The sequence below is a fragment of the Erwinia sp. MMLR14_017 genome, from assembly GCF_033657285.1.
In the GTDB taxonomy this organism is placed as follows: Bacteria; Pseudomonadota; Gammaproteobacteria; order Enterobacterales; family Enterobacteriaceae; genus Erwinia.
Window position 1 is genome coordinate 187,051 of the sequence record NZ_JAWVWP010000006.1, and the last position, 19,855, is coordinate 206,905.

Annotated in this window: 15 protein-coding genes; 10 read left to right on the top strand and 5 right to left on the bottom strand. The window is 54.8% G+C overall.

What is annotated here, in order from left to right; genetic code table 11:
* The first annotated feature begins 23 nt into the window (after window positions 1-23).
* The 8 genes from flgE to flgL all read left to right on the top strand — a co-directional run bounded on the left by flgE (window position 24) and on the right by flgL (window position 8,374).
* Entirely contained in the window at window positions 24-1,232 is a 1,209-nt protein-coding gene (gene flgE, locus SD961_RS12345; protein WP_318790657.1) for a flagellar hook protein FlgE, read from the top strand.
* Between the two features lie 21 nt (window positions 1,233-1,253).
* A complete protein-coding gene (locus tag SD961_RS12350) occupies window positions 1,254-2,009 on the top strand; it encodes a flagellar basal body rod protein FlgF (protein WP_306206402.1) in 756 nt (251 codons plus the stop codon).
* Between the two features lie 17 nt (window positions 2,010-2,026).
* Window positions 2,027-2,809, top strand: a complete 783-nt coding sequence (flgG, locus tag SD961_RS12355; RefSeq protein WP_306206400.1) for a flagellar basal-body rod protein FlgG — start codon at window positions 2,027-2,029, stop codon at window positions 2,807-2,809.
* Between the two features lie 65 nt (window positions 2,810-2,874).
* Entirely contained in the window at window positions 2,875-3,573 is a 699-nt protein-coding gene (locus SD961_RS12360) for a flagellar basal body L-ring protein FlgH (protein WP_318790658.1), read from the top strand.
* 9 nt (window positions 3,574-3,582) lie between these two features.
* The gene (locus SD961_RS12365; RefSeq protein WP_318790659.1) at window positions 3,583-4,689 is read left to right on the top strand and encodes a flagellar basal body P-ring protein FlgI; all 1,107 of its coding nucleotides are present in this window, start codon (window positions 3,583-3,585) and stop codon (window positions 4,687-4,689) included.
* Entirely contained in the window at window positions 4,689-5,627 is a 939-nt protein-coding gene (flgJ, locus tag SD961_RS12370; RefSeq protein WP_318790660.1) for a flagellar assembly peptidoglycan hydrolase FlgJ, read from the top strand. Before SD961_RS12365 ends, flgJ begins: the two co-directional genes overlap by 1 nt.
* A gap of 119 nt (window positions 5,628-5,746) precedes the next feature.
* A complete protein-coding gene (gene flgK / locus SD961_RS12375) occupies window positions 5,747-7,387 on the top strand; it encodes a flagellar hook-associated protein FlgK (RefSeq protein WP_318790661.1) in 1,641 nt (546 codons plus the stop codon).
* Window positions 7,388-7,408: 21 nt separating this feature from the next.
* Complete coding sequence (flgL, locus tag SD961_RS12380) at window positions 7,409-8,374, top strand: flagellar hook-associated protein FlgL (protein ID WP_318790662.1); 966 nt, start codon at window positions 7,409-7,411, stop codon at window positions 8,372-8,374.
* Between the two features lie 456 nt (window positions 8,375-8,830).
* Here the strand turns inward: flgL and rne are convergent, their stop codons facing one another.
* Complete coding sequence (gene rne / locus SD961_RS12385) at window positions 8,831-12,604, bottom strand: ribonuclease E (protein ID WP_318790663.1); 3,774 nt, start codon at window positions 12,602-12,604, stop codon at window positions 8,831-8,833.
* A gap of 571 nt (window positions 12,605-13,175) precedes the next feature.
* On the opposite strand from rne, the gene rluC reads away from it, so the two are divergent.
* Window positions 13,176-14,138 (top strand): 23S rRNA pseudouridine(955/2504/2580) synthase RluC, encoded by a 963-nt coding sequence (gene rluC / locus SD961_RS12390; protein ID WP_318790664.1) that lies wholly within the window; start codon window positions 13,176-13,178, stop codon window positions 14,136-14,138.
* 204 nt (window positions 14,139-14,342) lie between these two features.
* On the opposite strand, the gene SD961_RS12395 is transcribed toward rluC, so the two are convergent.
* The 4 genes from SD961_RS12395 to SD961_RS12410 all read right to left on the bottom strand — a co-directional run bounded on the left by SD961_RS12395 (window position 14,343) and on the right by SD961_RS12410 (window position 18,247).
* Entirely contained in the window at window positions 14,343-15,161 is an 819-nt protein-coding gene (locus SD961_RS12395) for a glycosyltransferase family 8 protein (RefSeq protein WP_318790665.1), read from the bottom strand.
* 18 nt (window positions 15,162-15,179) lie between these two features.
* Entirely contained in the window at window positions 15,180-16,559 is a 1,380-nt protein-coding gene (locus tag SD961_RS12400) for a D-arabinono-1,4-lactone oxidase (RefSeq protein ID WP_318790666.1), read from the bottom strand.
* Between the two features lie 163 nt (window positions 16,560-16,722).
* On the bottom strand, window positions 16,723-17,358 hold the full coding sequence (locus tag SD961_RS12405; RefSeq protein WP_318790667.1) for a TetR family transcriptional regulator: 636 nt from the start codon (window positions 17,356-17,358) through the stop codon (window positions 16,723-16,725).
* Window positions 17,359-17,485: 127 nt separating this feature from the next.
* A complete protein-coding gene (locus SD961_RS12410; protein ID WP_318790668.1) occupies window positions 17,486-18,247 on the bottom strand; it encodes a hypothetical protein in 762 nt (253 codons plus the stop codon).
* Window positions 18,248-18,680: 433 nt separating this feature from the next.
* On the opposite strand from SD961_RS12410, the gene SD961_RS12415 reads away from it, so the two are divergent.
* Window positions 18,681-19,538 carry an SDR family oxidoreductase gene (locus SD961_RS12415; RefSeq protein ID WP_318790669.1) on the top strand — a complete coding sequence of 286 codons (858 nt, stop codon included), beginning with the start codon at window positions 18,681-18,683 and terminating at the stop codon, window positions 19,536-19,538.
* Window positions 19,539-19,855: the final 317 nt, after the last annotated feature.

Here is a 19,855-nt window from a genome sequence, read left to right on the forward strand (position 1 = left end):
TAACTTTTTTCAGGAGTAAACACATGGCATTTTCACAGGCAGTCAGTGGCTTAAACGCCGCGTCCAGCAACCTTGATGTAATCGGCAACAACATCGCCAACTCCGCGACGGTAGGCTTTAAGTCTGCAACCGTCTCCTTCGCAGATATGTTTGCTGATTCCAAAGTGGGCCTGGGCGTTAAAGTGGCTGCGGTTACTCAGGACTTTAATGACGGTACCACCACCTCTACCAGCCGTGGACTGGACGTGGCGATCAGCCAGTCTGGCTTCTTCCGCATGGCGGACACCAGCGGCGCGGTCTACTACAGCCGTAACGGCCAGTTCACCCTGGACGCAAACCGTAATATCGTTAACGCCAACGGCCTGCAGCTGACCGGCTATCCGGCAACCGGCACGCCTCCAACTGTACAGACCGGTGCTAACCCAGTGGCTCTGAGTGTTCCTACTACCGCGATGTCTGCCAGGGCGACCAGTGCAGCGGCCATTGTGGCGAACCTGAACTCAACGGATGCTGTGATTACCAAAACGCCGCTGGATATCAATGATACCGATACCTACAGCAGCAAGGCTTCAATGACCACCTATGACTCATTGGGCAACGAACACAACCTGAACCTCTATTTCAGTAAAACAGCAGACGGTACCTGGAACGTAAACGTTAAAGATGGCAGCGCGGCCGATCCTACCGCTGACGTCGGCAGCTTCACCATGACGTTTGACCAGAATGGCCAGATGACCTCGACCGCTGAACAGCCGGTTACGCTCACTTCCCTGAACGGTTCTGCGCCTACCACCTTCAATATCAGCATGCTGAACAGTCAGCAGCAGAACACCGGCACCAGTACCTTCGGTAACCCGACGCAGGATGGTTATAAGCCTGGCGAGCTGACCAGCTATCAGATCAACGATGACGGCACCCTGGTAGGCAACTACTCCAACGAGAAAACTCAGGTTCTGGGGCAGATCGCGCTGGCTAACTTTGCTAACCCGGAAGGTCTGAAGTCTGAAGGTAACAACGTCTGGTCTGCAACCAGCTCATCCGGCCAGGCGCTGGTGGGACTGGCAGGGACCGGTAACCTCGGTACTCTGACCGCAGGTGCGCTGGAGTCCTCCAACGTGGATCTGAGCAAAGAGCTGGTGAACATGATTGTGGCACAGCGTAACTACCAGTCTAACGCCCAGACCATCAAAACTCAGGACCAGATCCTCAACACCCTGGTCAACCTGCGTTAATTCGGCTAACAGGATCGTCTTATGGATCACGCGATATATACCGCAATGGGGGCTGCCAGCCAGACCCTCGACCAGCAGGCCGTGACGGCGAGCAACCTCGCCAACGCCTCCACGCCGGGCTTCCGTGCGCAGCTTAATGCGTTGCGCGCCGTGCCGGTGGAAGGTCTTTCACTGCCTACCCGTACGCTGGTAACAGCGTCAACGCCTGGCGCAGACATGTCACAGGGAACGCTGGACTATACCGAGCGCCCGCTGGACGTCGCCGTGCGTGAAAACGGCTGGCTGGCCGTGCGGGCGCCGGATGGTACCGAGGCCTACACCCGTAACGGGAATATGGAACTCGATCCGGCAGGGCAGCTCACTATCCAGGGGAACCTGGTGATGGGCGACGGTGGCCCGATTGCCGTGCCGCAAGGCTCGGAAGTCACCATCGCCGCTGATGGCTCTATTACCGCGCTGAACCCGGGCGATCCGCCGAATGCCACTGTCCAGCTGGGCCGACTGAAGCTGGTGAAAGCCATCGGCTCCGAAGTGGTGCGCGGAGATGACGGCTTGTTCCGCCTGAACGCGACCGCGCAGGCACAGCGCGGTGCCGTTTTGCAGAACGATCCGACCATTCAGGTGATGCCCGGCGTGCTGGAAGGCAGCAACGTTAAGCCGGTAGAAACCATGGTCGATATGATCGCTAACGCACGCCGCTTCGAGATGCAGATGAAAGTCATCTCCAGCGTCGATGAGAATGAACAACGCGCTAACCAGCTGCTGTCGATGAGCTGAGTGCAGAGGAAACTATAATGATCCGCTCTCTCTGGATTGCCAAAACCGGTCTTGACGCCCAGCAAACCAATATGGACGTCATCTCGAACAACCTTGCCAACGTAAGCACTAACGGCTTTAAGCGTCAGCGTGCGGTGTTCGAAGATCTGATGTACCAGACTATCCGCCAGCCAGGCGCGCAGTCTTCCGAGCAGACCACGCTGCCTTCAGGCATGCAGTTGGGTACAGGTACGCGCCCGGTAGCTACCGAGCGTCTGCATACTCAGGGTAACCTGAACAAAACCGACTCCTCGAAAGATGTAGCTATCAGCGGCCAGGGCTTCTTCCAGGTGCAGATGCCAGACGGCACCCTGGCTTACACCCGTGACGGCTCGTTCCAGACCGATCAGAATGGCCAGTTAGTGACCAACGGCGGTTTCCCGGTTCAGCCAGCCATCACTGTTCCAGCCAACGCTCTGAGCATGACCATCGGTCGTGACGGTGTGGTGAGCGTGACCCAGCAGGGTCAGACTCAGCCGGTTCAGGTCGGACAGCTGACGCTTAGCACCTTTATTAACGATGCGGGCCTGGAAAGCAAAGGTGAAAACCTTTATCAGGAAACCCAGGCTTCTGGTGCGCCAACCGACAGTACGCCAGGCAACAACGGCGCCGGTTTGCTCTATCAGGGTTATGTTGAGACTTCTAACGTTAACGTGGCCGAAGAGCTGGTCAGCATGATCCAGACCCAGCGCGCCTACGAGATCAACAGTAAAGCTATCAGCACCTCCGATCAGATGCTGGCCAAACTGACGCAGTTGTAATACCACAGCGGTCGGGCTTGCCCGACCCTGAATAAAAAACTTTCATTATTAAAGGTAGTGATTCCATGGCGAAGCAAATCCCAATGCCTGGACGTTTGTTGGTAGCCACGCTGCTCCTGACGCTTAACGGTTGTGCTTTAGTTCCCCGTACGCCACTGGTTGAAGGTTCGACAACGGCCCAGCCGCTGCCTGCTTCGCCGCCGGTTGTTAACGGCTCCATTTTTCAGGGCGTGATGCCGATGAACTACGGCTATCAGCCGCTGTTTGAGGATCGACGTCCACGTAATATCGGCGATACGCTGACCATTACCCTGCAGGAAAACGTCAGTGCGAGCAAAAGCTCGACTGCCTCCGCAGGACGTGACGGCAGCACCACGCTCGGTCTGACCGTGCCAACCTCGCTGACCGGTCTGTTGGGCGGCGATAAAACCAATATCGATGCCAGCGGCAAGACCGATTTTGCAGGTAAAGGCGGCGCAACGGCTAATAACACCTTTACCGGCACCATCACCGTGACGGTGAATCAGGTCCTGCCGAACGGCAACCTGAAAGTCGTGGGTGAGAAACAGATTGAGATCAACCAGGGAACGGAATTTATTCGCTTCTCGGGCGTGGTTAACCCTCGCACCATCAGCGGCAGCAACAGTGTTGTGTCGACGCAGGTGGCGGATGCCCGCATTGAATATGTCGGTAACGGCTATATCAATGAGGCGCAGACCATGGGCTGGCTGCAAAGGTTCTTCCTGAACCTGTCACCGTATTAAGAGGTTCCAATGCGTAAGATGATTTTTCGTTTCACCCTGCTGCTGCTGGCTGGCCTTAGCGCCTTCGCCCACGCTGACCGTATTCGCGATTTAACCACCGTGGGTGGCGTGCGTGAAAACCAGCTGATCGGCTATGGCCTGGTCGTGGGGCTGGATGGCTCCGGTGACCAGACCACCCAGACACCCTTCACCACGCAAAGTCTGAACAACATGTTATCCCAGTTAGGGATTACGGTGCCTGCGGGCACCAACATGCAGCTGAAAAACGTGGCGGCGGTAATGGTTACCGGTAAGCTTCCGGCATTTGGCCGCCAGGGACAGGTCATCGACGTGGTGGTTTCCTCGATGGGTAATGCCAAAAGTCTGCGTGGCGGTACGCTGCTGATGACCCCGCTGAAAGGCGTGGATAACCAGGTTTATGCGCTGGCTCAGGGAAACATCCTGGTGGGCGGCGCGGGCGCTTCGGCGGGTGGCAGCAGCGTGACGGTCAACCAGGTTAACGGTGGACGTATCACCGGCGGCGCAACGATTGAGCGCGAATTGCCGAACAATTTCGGTACTTCAAGCGTGATCAATCTGTTCCTGAACGAAGAAGACTTCAGCATGGCGCAGCGGATCACCGACGCAATCAACGCTCGCAGCGGCTACGGTTCTGCCCAGGCGCTGGATGGCCGTACCGTGCAGGTGCAGGTTTCCGCCAACGGAACCTCGCAGGTTCGCCTGCTGGCCGATATTCAGAATATTGATGTCTCTGTACCGATTATGGACGCCAAAGTGATTATCAACTCGCGTACCGGCTCGGTGGTGATGAACCGTGAAGTTCAGCTCAGCAGCTGTGCCATCGCGCAGGGCAACCTCTCGGTCACCGTTAACCAGTCGCAGAACGTCAGCCAGCCGAACACGCCGTTTGGTGGCGGACAAACTGTGGTTACCCCGCAGACGCAAATCGACCTGCGTCAGAGCGGCGGTGCGCTGCAGAGCGTAAATGCCAGCGCCAACCTGAACAGCGTGGTACGTGCCCTGAATGCGCTGGGCGCAACGCCGATTGATCTGATGTCCATCCTGCAGTCAATGCAGAGTGCGGGCTGTCTGCACGCCAAACTGGAAATTATCTGATGAGTGATTCCCAATCTCTGATGGGAGCGGCTTACGACAGCCGCTCGTTGAACAACCTGAAACGCCAGGCCAGCGGCGACCCGAAAGCGCATGCGCGGGAAGTGGCAAAGCAGGTCGAAGGGATGTTTGTACAGATGATGTTGAAAAGCATGCGCCAGGCGCTGCCGCAGGATGGTCTGCTGAGCACGGAACAAACGCGGCTTTATACCTCAATGTACGATCAGCAGATTGGGCAGCAGATCGCGTCAAAAGGGCTGGGACTGGCCGACATGATGGTCAAGCAGATGGAGCAGGCCGCACCGCTGGATGAAAAAGCGGGCACCGTGCCGATGATGCTGGACAAAAACTTTATCAATACGCTGCCGCCGCTGGCTATGGAACAGATTATCCGTAAGGCAGTTCCGCGGCTGCCTTCATCCGATACGCCGTTAAGCGGTGACAGCAGCGACTTTATCGCGCAGCTTTCCCAGCCAGCCAAAATGGCCAGTGCGGAAAGCGGTATTCCTCATCATCTGATCCTGGCGCAGGCCGCGCTGGAATCAGGCTGGGGTCAGCGGCAGATCCTCACCTCGCAGGGTAAGCCCAGCTATAACGTCTTTGGAATTAAAGCTACCGGTAGTTGGCAGGGTAAAACCACCGAAGTGCTGACCACCGAGTATGAGAATGGTCAGGCCAAAAAAGTGGTGGCTAAGTTCCGCGTCTACGACTCCTATTTCGACGCCCTGAACGACTACGTAAAACTCCTCAGCAATAATCCGCGCTACAGCGCGGTGACCACGGCCACAACCCCGGAACAGGGCGCAAAAGCATTGCAGGAAGCGGGATACGCAACGGACCCTAAGTATGCGCAGAAGCTGGTGGGGATGATTCAGCAATTTAAAAATATGGGTGAAAAAGTGGTAAAAGCCTACACCCAGGATATTGGCGATTTGTTCTGATTTTTACTCAAGTTTATCCCGGTTTTACCGATAACCTTTTCAGGCCGGATTTGTGTTAAAGCACGCCGGCAGACTCTTAATGCCGGCCCGTGCTGTGTCAGGGTAAACAAGGAACCGACATGTCTAACTTAATTAATACCGCGTTAAGCGGAATAAATGCGGCTTCGGCGGCGTTGAATACCACCGGTAACAACATCAGCAACTACAGCGTTACTGGCTATAACCGTCAGACTACCGTACTTGCTCAGGCCAACAGCACGCTTAGCGGCACCAATTATTATGGTAACGGCGTATCGGTCGCCAGCGTCAACCGCGAGTATGACGCGTTTATCACCAACCAGCTTCGCGCAGCCAGCACGCAGTCCAGCGCGCTGACCACGCAGTATAATCAGCTGTCGAACATTGATGACATGTTTTCCAGCACTACCAACACTTTGTCGACCAACATTCAGGATTTCTTCTCTTCTATCCAGACGCTGGTCAGCAACGCCGACGACGCTTCCGCACGTCAGGCTGTGTTAGGTAAGGCTGATGGCCTGGTTAACCAGTTCCAGGTGACGGATACTTATCTGCGCAACCTGGACAGCGGCCTGAACACCTCTATTACTTCAACCGTTGATCAAATCAATGGCTATGCCAAACAGATTGCTAACGTCAACCAGCAGATTGCCAAGCTGAAAGGCGCAAGCGGCGGGACCGAGCCAAACGATTTGATGGACCAGCGCGATCAGCTGGTCAGCGACCTGAATAAACTGGTTGGCGTGACCGTGAGTCAGCAGGATGGCGGCAGCTATAACATCAGTATGGGCAACGGCATTTCGCTGGTGCAGGGCAGCAGCTACAGCCAGCTCGCCGCCGTTCCTTCCAGCAGCGATCCGCGCAGAACCACCGTTGCAACAGTGAATGCCACCACCGGCGCGACTTCTGAAATTAATGAAAAACTGCTGACCACCGGCTCGCTGGGCGGGTTAATTTCCTTCCGTAGCGACCTCGACAATACCCGTAATCAGCTGGGTCAGATGGCAATGGCGCTGGGCAGTAGCTTTAACGCGCAGCATGAAGCCGGTTATGACAGTAACGGTGATGCCGGTGAAGCCTTCTTTGCCCTGGGTAGCCCGGCGACCATCTCTAACGCCAAAAATACCGGCGACGCTTCCATGACGGCGGTGTGGGATGACACCAGCAAGGTGCAGGCATCCGACTACAAAATGACCTATAACGGCACCAGCTGGGACGTTACGCGTCTTTCAGATAATGCCAAAAGCACCGTGACGGCAGCCGCAGACGGTTCGTTAAGCTTTGATGGACTGAAGGTGACCCTAAGCAGCACCCCGGATGTCAATGACAGCTTCCTGGTCAAACCCGTCTCTGATGCCATCGTCAATATGGACGTAAATATCAGCGATGAGTCTAAAGTTGCCGCCGCCGGTGCCGATGATGGTGTAAGTGATAATACCAACGCCCAGTCGCTGCTGGATTTGCAGACCAAAAAGGTGATTAACGGCTCCAGCTCGCTGACTGAAGGCTATGCCAGCATGGTAGCCAACATTGGTAACAAAACCACTAATCTGGAAACTACCAGTACCACCCAGAATAACGTGGTGACACAGCTGACCAACCAGCAGCAGTCCATCTCCGGGGTCAACCTGGATGAAGAGTATGGCAATCTGACCCGTTATCAGCAGTATTACACGGCAAATGCTCAGGTGATCCAGACCGCGAGCACCATTTTTAACGCGCTGATCAGCGCCGTCAGCTGATAACAGAATAAGGAGTCCACAATGCGTCTCAGTACCGCTCAAATCTACGATCAGCAGATGCGTGGGATCTCAAATTCCCAGGCAACCTGGCTGAATGCCGGTGAGCAACTCTCCTCCGGCAAACGCGTGGTTAAACCCTCTGACGATCCTGTCGCGGCAGCGCAGGCGGTGGTGCTTTCTCAGGCTCAGGCGCAAACCAGCCAGTACGCCTCGGCACGCGGGTTTGCTACCAATAATATTTCGCAGGAAGAGACCAACCTGCAGCAGGTGACCAGCGTCGTCCAGCAGGCGCAGACGCTTGTGGTTGCTGCCGCGAACGGCACCTTATCGGATGATGACCGAGCCTCTTATGCGCAGCAGTTAACCGGTATTCGTGACCAGCTGCTCAACCTGGCCAATACCACCGATGGCAACGGTCGCTACATGTTTGCGGGTTATAAGACGGATACGGCACCCTTTGTTCAGGATGCCAATGGTGACGTGAGTTATGTCGGGGGGGAAACACCCATCTCGCAGAAGGTGGATGCCAACCGTACAATGACGACCAACCACACCGGCAGCCAGGTCTTTATGTCCCTGACCAGCAACCCTGTGGCCGAGCCGGATGGCAGCGCCAGTGAAAGCAATATCTTCACTACGCTCAACACCGCTATCAACTCGCTGAATACGCCGGTTGCAGATGCAGATGATGCGGCGAAAGATGTGCAGTCTGCTGCGCTGGATAAAACCAACCGTGGCCTGAAAAATTCGCTGAACAACGTGCTGAAAGTCCGTTCAGAGCTGGGAACTCAGCTCACCGAGCTGGACAATCTCGACTCCAAAGGAGACGACACCAAGCTGAACCAGGCTACGCAAATGAGTAACCTGGTGGATGTAGACTACACCAGCGCCATTTCGACCTACACCATGCAGCAGGCAGCGCTTCAGGCTTCTTACCAGGTCTTCAGCGATATGTCCGGCATGTCACTGTTCAAAATGAATTCTTAAAGCTTTACTACTTTTGGACGCGCTTAAACCGGGTGCGTTCAGTTTCTCCCGCTATCAGCATTAACCTTCTGATAGCGGGTTTTTTTTGTCCTCGCACCATGCTCTCTTTCTCCTTTATATCTCCTTTGACCTCCTGCCCATGGCGTCGCAGAGGAGAGGGGATAAACCTGTCGATCCTGAAAAAGCACCCTCAATCAGACTCCTCCAGCAGCTTGTAACAGCGGGGAGCCAGAGCATTGGGTTCACCAGAGGTAAATAATCGGGTGCAGAGCGAAGGTAAACCGCCTGAGAGTCAAAGAAAGTAAACATCGGATAAGGCAGGAGAGGCTGGAGCGGAACGGCAGAACCGTATGCGGATATTAAGGCAGGAGATGCTGGGGCAGAACGGTAGACCTGTGAGCGGATATAAAAAAAAGCCCCGGTCATAAGACCAGGGCTTTTTCAGTCAGGCCTGACTTATTCCGGGCGGGTAGCCGGAGCAGTAGCATGATGGGTAGCAGCGTGACCGCCTGCAGAGCCCTGACCTTCAAAGTCGAAGGCAGGACGTACCCAATCACTGTGGCGTGCTGGTTCTGGCTGGTAAGCCGGCGCAGGCGCTTTAGTCATTGGAGCGGTGGCGTGATGCTTATAGAGCGGCTCAGCGTGAGAAGCGGCTACAGGTGCTGGCGCAGCTTCAGTCGCAGCGGTCTGAGCAACCGGTGCTGGCGCAACTTCAGGTGCAGCAGTCTGAGCAATCGGTGCTGGCGCAGCTTCAGGTGCAGCAGTCTGAGCAACCGGTGCTGGCACAGCTTCAGTCGCAGCAGGCTCGGCAACCGGTGCTGGCGCAACTTCAGTCGCAGCAGGCTGGGCAATCGGTACTGGCGCAGCTTCAGGTGCAGCAGGCTCGGCAACCGGTGCTGGCGCAACTTCAGTCGCAGCAGGCTGGGCAACTGGTGCTGGCGCAGCTTCAGTTACAGCAGTCTGAGCAACCGGTGCTGGCGCAGCTTCAGTTACAGTAGACTCCTGGTCAGCTGAAGCTGATGCCTCTACAGGCTCATCACGGGCTGGAACGGGTGCATGCGGCTCGGAAGTCACCACAGGTTCGGCTACTGCAACAGGTGCAGAGAGAACTTCTTCTACCTGCTGTTCCGTTGACGGGCTGACATCAGCAGCAGCATCGGCAGCCTGATGGCTCGCCTCTTCTGCCTGGCGCTGGTCGTCTGCCTGCTTAGCTTGTGCCACGATCTCTTCAACTTCATTCACCGCTTCGACAGCAGGCTGACTCTCTTTAGCTGGCACGGCTTGCTGAGCAACCGCATCGGCCACAGGCTCATCGGCAGCAGAGACCACGGCAGGTTCCTGATTTACCGGCGTCTCGATTGCAGCTGTCTCATCGGTATTGACCACCGTCACTTCCGGGCTGTTTTCCGGTTGTGGATCGGCGTGGTGAACCGGTTGGGCTTCATCTGCAACTTCGGCAGATGAAGCGGCGGCCGCAACAGCAACCGCATCAGCCGTATCCTGATGACCATACTCAGGCACCACGGATTGCTCATGCTCGTGCTCATCTGTTGCCTGGGCAACCGGATAGGTGATCCACACTTTACCTGAGGCCATTTCCGGCGAGGCAGCTGCAAAGGTCAGCGGCATCGGCGACTGGTTAGGGTAACGCTCATCACGATAGCGACGACGGCGTTGTCCGCTTACGCGCAGATGACGAGGTGAACGACGAGAGCGACGTGGCATGCTGTTGTTGTCACGATCTTCGCCTTCCTCCGCTTCGCTGTGGGTATCGGCGGTTGGCAATTCAGGAGACTGTTCCTGAACCGGTGCCGTCTCTTCTGCCGGAGCGAAGGAGCGGGCAGCCGTTTGCTCAGCCGTTTCGATACGCACTTTCTGATTGAGCTGGCGTGGCTTACGACGCGGCATCACCTGCACATGCTCATCGCTTTCAATCGCTTCTTCCGCTACTGGCGCGATATCAACAACTTTCTCTTCCTGAGCAGGCGGGCGCTTCTCATCCTGACGACGACGTGGCTGACGCTCACGACGCGGCTGCTGCTGGATCTCTTCAGCAACAGGCTGCAGATCATCGCGTGCTTCAGGGGTAACAGGATTGTTACGCTTGTTACGGCGGTCTTCTTCACGGCTCTCCGCAGCAGGATCGCGGTCGCGAGTCATGCGCTCATTGCGGTTTGGATTACGATCGCTACGCGGGTTACGGTCATTGCGTGCACCGCGCTCCTGACGATCGCCACGTTCTGCAGTGCGGTCGTTGCGTTCGCCGTTACGCTCGCCGTTGCGGTCATTACGCTCTGCGCCACGATCGGCATTACGTTCGCTGCGATCGCCATAGCGTTCACCACGTTCACCGTTATTACGGTCGCGACGGTTATTTTGACGACGGTTGTTGCGACGCTCGCCACGAGGCGCAGCTGCTTCAGCGGCTTTTTCTTCCACCACGGCAGGCTGAGGCTGTTCTGCTGGCTTCTCTTCACCGGCAAACATTTTCTTCAGACCACGGAAGAAGCGGCTCATCAGGCCAGGTTCTGCAGCAGCCGGAGCCTGTGCAGGCGCCGCGGCAGGCGCAGCAGCTTCAGCAGGGGCGGCAACAGGGGCAGATTCCTGCGGCGCTGGCGGGGCATCAGGCATCACAAACGCGGCCAGAGCAGGTTGCTCAGGACGTTTGCGCTCGGCATGCTCTTCTTCAGAAGGCAGCGCCATTTCCGCTTCATGCAACTTCGGCAGATGGTAGCTCAGGGTTTGCGTCTCTTCGCCGCTGCGCACGCGCAGCACAGAGTAGTGTGGGGTCTGCATCTGATCGTTTGGCACGATGATCGCCCGCACGCCGCCCTGGCGTTTTTCAATTGCGCTTACCGCTTCGCGCTTTTCGTTCAGCAGGTAAGAGGCAACCTGTACCGGAACGATAGCGTGAACTTCTTTGGTGTTCTCTTTCAGCGCTTCTTCTTCAATCAGACGCAGAATAGAGAGGGAGAGCGACTCGTTATCACGGATAGTGCCGGTACCGCTACAGCGTGGGCAAACGTGATGGCTGGACTCGCCAAGAGAAGGGCTCAGGCGCTGACGGGACATCTCCAGCAGGCCAAAACGGGAGATATGGCTGATCTGAATACGTGCACGATCCTGACGAACCGCTTCACGCAGACGATTTTCCACCGCGCGCTGGTGGCGTACCGGCGTCATATCGATAAAGTCGATAACAATCAGGCCGCCGAGATCGCGCAGGCGCAGCTGACGGGCAATTTCATCGGCCGCTTCAAGGTTGGTATTGAATGCCGTTTCTTCGATATCGCCACCGCGTGTTGCCCGTGCGGAGTTGATATCAATAGCGGTCAGCGCTTCGGTGGTGTCGATAACAATCGAGCCGCCGGAAGGCAGACGAACTTCGCGCTGGAAAGCGGATTCAATTTGCGATTCGATTTGATAATGGCTGAAAAGCGGGATTTCGCCGGTGTAAAGCTTGATTTTACTGCTGAAATCGGGACGACCCAGCGCAGCGATGTGCTGACGCGCCAGCTCCAGAACTTTCGGGTTATCGATAAGGATCTCACCGATATCCTGACGCAGATAATCGCGGAAGGCGCGAACAATGACGTTGCTCTCCTGATGGATCAGGAACGGAGCAGGGCGGCTCTCGGCGGCTTTCTTAATCGCTTCCCAGTGCTTCATACGGAAGCTGAGATCCCACTGCAGCGCTTCGGCAGATTTACCCACGCCTGCGGTACGAACGATCAGACCCATACCTTCCGGCAACTCAAGTGCGGAGAGCGCTTCTTTCAGCTCAGTACGGTCATCACCTTCGATACGACGGGAGATACCGCCAGCACGAGGATTGTTCGGCATCAGCACCAGATAGCTGCCCGCCAGGCTGATAAAGGTGGTTAAGGCTGCGCCTTTATTGCCACGCTCTTCTTTATCAATCTGAACGATAACTTCCTGTCCTTCACGCAGTACGTCCTTGATATTCGGGCGACCGTGGTTGGAATAGTTGCTGGGAAAGTATTCGCGGGAGATTTCTTTCAGGGGGAGGAAGCCATGTCTTTCAGCACCATAATCCACAAAGGCGGCTTCAAGACTGGGTTCAATGCGGGTGATCTTGCCTTTATAGATGTTGGCTTTTTTCTGTTCGTGTCCAGGGCTTTCAATGTCCAGGTCGTACAGGCGCTGTCCATCCACAAGGGCGACACGCAACTCCTCCTGCTGAGTCGCGTTTATCAACATTCTTTTCATCGTAACTTACTCATTATTCTTACATTAGTGACAAAGCTACGGGCAATAGTAACGCTGGACGCGAATAACCGATGGCCCCGAGTCTCATCGCAAAGACGTCAACCTCACGGTTGTGGCCTGCTAAGGGGCGCAAAATCTCGGTAGCCTGTTTTTCATTTGGAAAAACAGCGCTTTTAAAAAAAGGGGGAACCGCCAGTGTAAACCTGAGTGAACCAATCCCGTCTTGTCGTCCAGGCTGCAACCCGCAGCCCGCTAAATGCCTGATTTCACAATACGTCTTACGCCATTGCTGCGTGTATGGGCTATCCGGCAAAATTTCTTATTACGCTTTATCCATGTTTCACAAGTGTTAAGCGTGGAAAACAGTTTCATTATTCCATTGCTAACCTTGTGATAGCAAGGTGACTTTGGTTGCTCTGTGAAGTTTATTGCCCCTTTTAAGGCGATTTGCATCGCATTTCTTCAAATTGCCCAAAAACTGGACATTAATCATCACGCAATCGAGTCACTGTCAGTTAAGCACAGAAAAAGAGGTGGCGCTATCCTGGCGCTCTATTTAGAATCGCGAACCATGAAAACCAATACTCCTGCAGTCCGAATGGTGACGATTTCTGCCGATGAGGCAGGACAGCGCATCGATAACTTTTTACGCACCCAGTTGAAAGGGGTGCCGAAAAGCATGATTTATCGCATTTTGCGTAAGGGTGAAGTGCGCGTGAATAAAGGCCGCATCAAGCCGGAATATAAGCTTGAACCCGGCGACGAAGTGCGTATTCCCCCGGTTCGCGTGGCGGAGCGTGATGACGAGGCGGTTTCACCCAAGCTTGATAAAGTGGCGGCGTTAGCCCATGCCATTCTGTTTGAAGATGACCATATTCTGGTGATGAATAAGCCCTCTGGCACCGCCGTGCACGGCGGAAGCGGATTGAGCTTCGGCGTGATTGAAGGGCTTCGTGCACTTCGTCCGGAAGCGCGCTTTCTTGAGCTTGTTCACCGTCTTGACCGTGATACCTCCGGCATTCTGCTGGTGGCTAAAAAGCGCTCGGCTCTGCGCTCGCTACATGAACAGTTGCGAGAAAAGGGGATGCAGAAAGATTATCTGGCGCTGGTGCGTGGGCAGTGGCCTTCACATATCAAAGCGGTTCAGGCGCCTTTGCTGAAGAATATCCTTCAGAGCGGTGAGCGCATTGTGCGGGTTAACAGTGAAGGTAAGCCTTCAGAAACACGTTTTAAAGTGGAAGAGCGCTACGCCCACGCCACACTGATCAAAGCCAGCCCGATTACGGGGCGCACGCACCAGATACGCGTTCACACGCTACATGCGGGACATCCGATTGCGTTTGACGATCGTTACGGCGAACGGGATTTTGATGCACAACTTTCAGGCACCGGTCTGAAGAGACTGTTCCTGCATGCCGCTGCCCTGAAGTTTACTCATCCTGCTACTGGCGAAGTAATGCGGGTTGAAGCGCCTCTTGATAAAGAGTTAAAGCATTGTCTTGAAGTGCTGCGCAAAACAGCCCCTGCAAAGTAAAGCGCTGCAGGAAGAAAGCAGCGCTTCCGTCAGAGTAACAAGGCGTCCGAATAAGGGGCATCCGGACGTTATTAAAGGTGTAGCGATAAGCACGCGGCACTGCCGGAGGCGATAAACGCATTATTCCCCCAATATTGGCTTAGCAGCCGACATTGGGGCAGAGCTACTGACACTCCGGCACCTCGCGTAACAGAAGCCGGGCCGTTATTTGGCTATATCCCACCACATCTTGTTCAACGCGTAGTATCTGTCGTTCTTATCCAGCGCCTTCTCCCAGGGCTTATCGATAATGAAATGAATGTTCTTCACCTCATCAGGATCCCACATCGCGGCATGCTGGAAAGGCAGCGTCTTCAGCGCATTGTAGATGTAGGGCAGGGGTTTCCAGCGCTGATGGAAAAAGTCGTTCAGGAAGTCCTGCTCGGCAAACAGATAGCGTGAGAGATCGTCCAGCTCAGCCAGCTGTTGTACCATCTCTTCAAACACAGCCTGGTCCGGCGTCAGGACCAGAAAGCCGCCGTTAAGATAGTTGTCCACTTCCTCCAGCTCCTGAGTGTGTTCCACACCGCGGCAGTAGCTGTAAAAACAGTTCTCCGGCCGCCAGCTTTTGGGATAACTCGGGATCTTATTGGGATTACAGCGGCAGGCATGGCAGGCGGCAATTTCATCTTCTGCAAGCGCCAGTTCAAACAGCTCATCCATGTTTTGCGTGACCAGCATATCGGCATCCAGAAACACAATGCGTTCAAATTCAGTCAGCTTCCAGACGGCAAGTTTGGTCCAGACTTCTGAAAAGCGGGCGTTGGCGTAATTATGCTGCAGGTTGCTGTCCGGGCTAATCGGCTGCACGTCGCGCAGCAGGCAGCCTTCCGCTTCCAGCGTCTGGCGCGCGGCCTTATCAATATTTTCCGTTACCATTACCACCAGCGGCCAGTCGCTGCCCACACGGGTTAATGATTTTTTGAGTGTCTGTACGCCTGGCAGATAGTTCGGCTGCGTCAGCAGAGTGGCCCATGCCTTCATTGGCAATCTCCTTTATAATCAGTCAAATAATGCGGCCGTAAACGCATTGTCAAATTTATGCTGGGGATCGAGCGCCGCACGCACTGCGGCAAAATCGCCCCAGTGAGGATAGAGCGCTGCCCAGTCATAGAGCGGCGCTTCAAAATATTTTCCCCAGTGCGGCCTGCCGCCTTCGGCCACCAGCACCTCTTCCACTGCACGCAAGAAGTTGACGCCCTCTTCAGAGAGCGTGCCGTCTTCGGCATAGTAAACAACAAAACCAAAGTAGCAGGTTTCCTCGCCATAAGACGGGCTAAGCCAGCAGGAAGAGGCGCCCGTACAGCGCAGGATAATGGGATAGTGCATATGGGGTTGAGTATCGGCATGCCAGGCTTTAATTTTAGCAATGACCTCACCGGCACGTGCCAGAGGGATACCAATTTCAACATTAATTTGCGGTGTGGCAATACCGCGGCAGAAGACCTGATACACGTCGCCAGTCACATCTGAAAAATCTTTAAACCGCGTGACGGTACGGAAAGGTTTTCCCTCCTCGTCCACGATTTTGGTGTCGTTGCGCATATGCTCCAGGGTTTGTTCAATGGTCTGGTTCATCGCGTCGCTGGTCTCCTCCTGCTTAACCAACTCGTCATTGTTATCGTGGTAGCGCTCCTCTTCTTCAGAGGTCGCTTCCCTGGCCGCCCAGACATGAACCTGATTCTCAGCAGGGAACCACCAGGCCTTACTCAATGCATAGTTTTTGTTCCAGTTAATAAGATCCTGTTCAAGCGTATCGGCGGTGACGGCATTTTTAAAGCAGGTATAGACCAGCGAAGGTTGCGTACGCAGAGTGACCTGCGTGACCACACCCAGCGATCCCAGGCCAAGTTGCACCGCAGCAAACCAGCGGTGGTCACGGTCAAACTCTTCAATGCTGCCATCTGCCAGCACCATCCGGATACTTAACGCCTCATCGGCAATGGAACTTTGCTGTAAACCCTGACCGTGGGTGCCGGTCGCCAGCGCACCGGCCAGCGACTGAGAGGCGATAACACCGGGTGAAGCTGGCAGCACTCTGCCGACGCCCGAGAGAATTTCATACACCTCATGAAGTGGCGTGCCGCCAGCAAAGGTAGCGCTGTCATCCGTTATCGCCAGCAGCCCACGAAGGCGGCTCATATCGAGCAAGGTATCGCCTCTTTCAACCAGTTCAATCATCCGGCCCGGGGACATTTTACTGCCCATCATGCGGATTTTACCCTGGCTGGAAGCAACCAGAGCCTGTAGCTCTGCTTCCGTTTCCGGCGCGCTCACCGCATTTTTGTTCCCCAGGGTGGCATTTTGCGCCCAGTTCCACACTTTGCCATCGGCATCAGGCTGAGGTTCACGAATGGGGTATCCGGTATTTTCACGCGTCATCGACGACTCCTTCCAAAAGGACAATAACAATTCAAAAAAGGGGGGAAAGCGCAGAGTTGAGCTTCTGTAGTTAGCCCTAAGCATAGATGAATCGCCCCAGAACAACAGCTTCCGGGGCGTAAAAAGTTGTACAAGGTGTTAATGGTCTGTACAAATTAAAGCTTCAGACCGGACGCAGGTAACGTAGCGTAGCGTCTACAACCAGCTGGCGGTTACGGGCGAGACTTTGCTGCTCGTTTTCATTTCCGCCAAACAGCGTGTGAAAGGTATAACGATTAGCGACATTGTGCGTGCAGATGCTGCTGATCAGGCGATGGACGTCTACCGTCTCAGCTTTAGCGTCAAAAACACCTGAATCTTTGCCACGACGAAGAATATCCGCCAGCACATCAAGCGCACTCTGGTTCAACGTTTTGATGCGGGTTGACTGACTGATATAGCGGCCACGCATCAGGTTTTCGCTGCAGACCAGGCGCATAAAGTCGGGATGCGATATGTGATAGTCAAAGCTGGCTTCAGCCAGACGCGCCATCGCAATTACCGGCGGCATCTCTGCCAGGTTAAGGCCGGTTTCATGCTGACGGATAGCCTGATAAACCTGTTCCAGCACCTCAACATAGAGATTTTCTTTACTACTGAAGTGATAAACCACCATGCGTTTAGTGGTTTGCGCATGGTCGGCAATCTGCTCCATGCGCGCGCCCTGCAGGCCAAATTCAGCAAACACCGCAAGCGCACCGGCAAGGATGCGTTTCTTCAACCCTTCCGGGTCGTTTTTTCTTTTGGCAGTAGCGGGCATAGCAATTGATTAATCCATCGTCTCAGGGACCCTTTACAGGGTTAACATCAACCATATTACCACAGAAAATCTGCGGCTTCGGCGGGAAGAGAATCAGTGACGGATCGGGTTGCCAGCAATAATGAGGTCAGAAGTAGGGGTGGGTGCCATCAATCACACTGTCGTAATGACCTTTTATTTTTTCAGTCAGTAACGCTTCTCCAGGCAACTCACGTCCACGAAGAATGGCTTCGGTGGTGAAGCAGAAAATCAAAATACCTTTACTGCAAAGGTTAGCCGCTTCGGTATAGCTCTCCAGCGTTTGAAAATAGTCATCACTGCTGCCGGCTTTCTCCTGACTGGAGGTCATCACGGCGAGTAACATGCGGTAGACGTCAATAGCGTCACCCAGCAGTGGGATCTTGCCAATCGAGAAGGCCAGGATTTTTTCGATACGAATAAACAGCTGTTTTCTGCCAGGCGTTGAAAACAGCTCTTCTAACGTCTCCAGCCACAGATTAAAGGTGGTGGTAAAGAGATCGTTTTGCACCATCTCCAGGCTGGCATGTTGCCAGGTGAAAGAGGACGCAAGGCGGGCAAAGTCCTGGTGATACTGCAGATAAACCTGTTCATCGGTTTCGTCAGTAAACGCCAGCTTATTACTCGCCAGTTCAAAGGATTGCAGCTCCTGCAGGCTTTCCGGTTCATGCCACTCAATCAGCCGGGCTTTGCGCTGCTGCAACGTTTTAAGCGCCTCGAGATCGTGAAACGTTGCCATAGCGATCTCGCTGGCCAGCAACGCTTTATTGATTGTCTGGATAACCGCTGGTGACTGCACCACAGAGCGCTCCGCCAGCAGTTCATTGCGTCGGTTCAGGTAAGCTGCGGCAGGGCTGAGGAAATTGCTCATGGGGATTCTCGTTATCGGAGGGAGACAGGGTGCATTGAACCTGTACAGAAGCAATGAGTATGGCATAAGTTTCCCTGCGGAAAATCAGGCGGACGCCATTTTCAGGATAATGCCAGTAATATCAGCGTAATCAGCAGGTTAAAATGGCATTATCGATGCACTTTATGGCAAGCCATACCCCGCCTCTCTACTGCGCAGGTTTATCCTGATTAGCGCGATTTCATGGAAGCAGAAGCGGTGTTTTTGTATGCAGGTAGTGAAGATACACATTACAAAACGCTTTCCTGAAAAGTGTTGGCTGGGGCAAATTCTCTTGCGCTTTGATGACGGCTGCTACACTTATTTCTACACAGCTGATAACGATTCGGCTCTTTTCCCAGTCAAAACGCCTGATTTAGTCTGGCGTTACAGCATTGTATAAAGGAGACAGCGTATGACCGACCGTCCACAACATCCGCAGCAGGCGCAACAGCAAACCTGGCCCGGCAGTTTTCTGCAAATGCAGCCGAAGCCCGATCATGGTGAAACCAGCTATAAAGGCTCTGGCCGCCTGAAAGGGAAAACGGCACTGATTACCGGCGGCGATTCCGGGATTGGCCGCGCCGTCGCCATCGCCTACGCCCGTGAAGGGGCAGATGTGGTGATCTCCTATCTGGATGAGCATGAGGATGCCAGGGATACAGCGCAGCTGGTTGAAGAAGCGGGTCAGAAGGCGCTGCTGATTGCAGGCGATGTGACCGACGCCGATCACTGCCGCAGCATTGTGGCGCAGGCGGCTGAACGTTTTGGCAAAATCGATATCGTGGTCAATAACGCGGCGTATCAGATGACGCGCAATTCGCTGGATGAGATCAGCGATGATGAGTTCGATCGCACCATGAAAACCAACCTTTACGCCATGTTCCATATCTGTAAGGCGGCGGTGCCGCATATGCCTGCTGGCGGCTCGATTATCAATACTGCCTCGGTGAATGCTGACCAGCCGAAGCCTTTACTGATTGCTTATTCGGCGACGAAAGCGGCGATTGTTAACTTCTCCGGCAGCCTGGCTGCGCTATTGGCTGAAAAAGGTATCCGCGCCAATGCCGTTGCACCCGGCCCTATCTGGACGCCGCTGATCCCTTCGACCATGCCGCCGGAAAAGGTGGAGAGCTTCGGTGAAGAGGTCCCGCTGCAACGCATGGGTCAACCAGCGGAAGTGGCACCCGCCTATGTGATGCTGGCGAGCGATGAGGCAAGCTATATCTCTGGCGCTACGGTTGCCGTTACGGGCGGCGTGGCGGTGATTTAAGCTGACCCAAAGAACGTGAGAGGAAAGTTTATCCTTTGAAACCGACCAAGCCGCCGACCACGCCTGTCTCTGGCGGTCATCGCATCCGGTAATAACCGGACAAAGCGGCCTTTCCCGATTCGCGGATCGAGGAATCGGGAAAGTTTGTGGCGTAGCGCCTCGGTGAAAAACGGCGAACTTGCGGACAGGCTAATCAATGAAATTGAGCAGACTTCCTTTATTTATCAGCCTGCAATGCCGTGGAATAGGGAGAAGGGCTCCAGGCTCTTACTGCAAGTAATGCGCTGCCCGGAAGCTATGCTGTATGCCGCAGCACG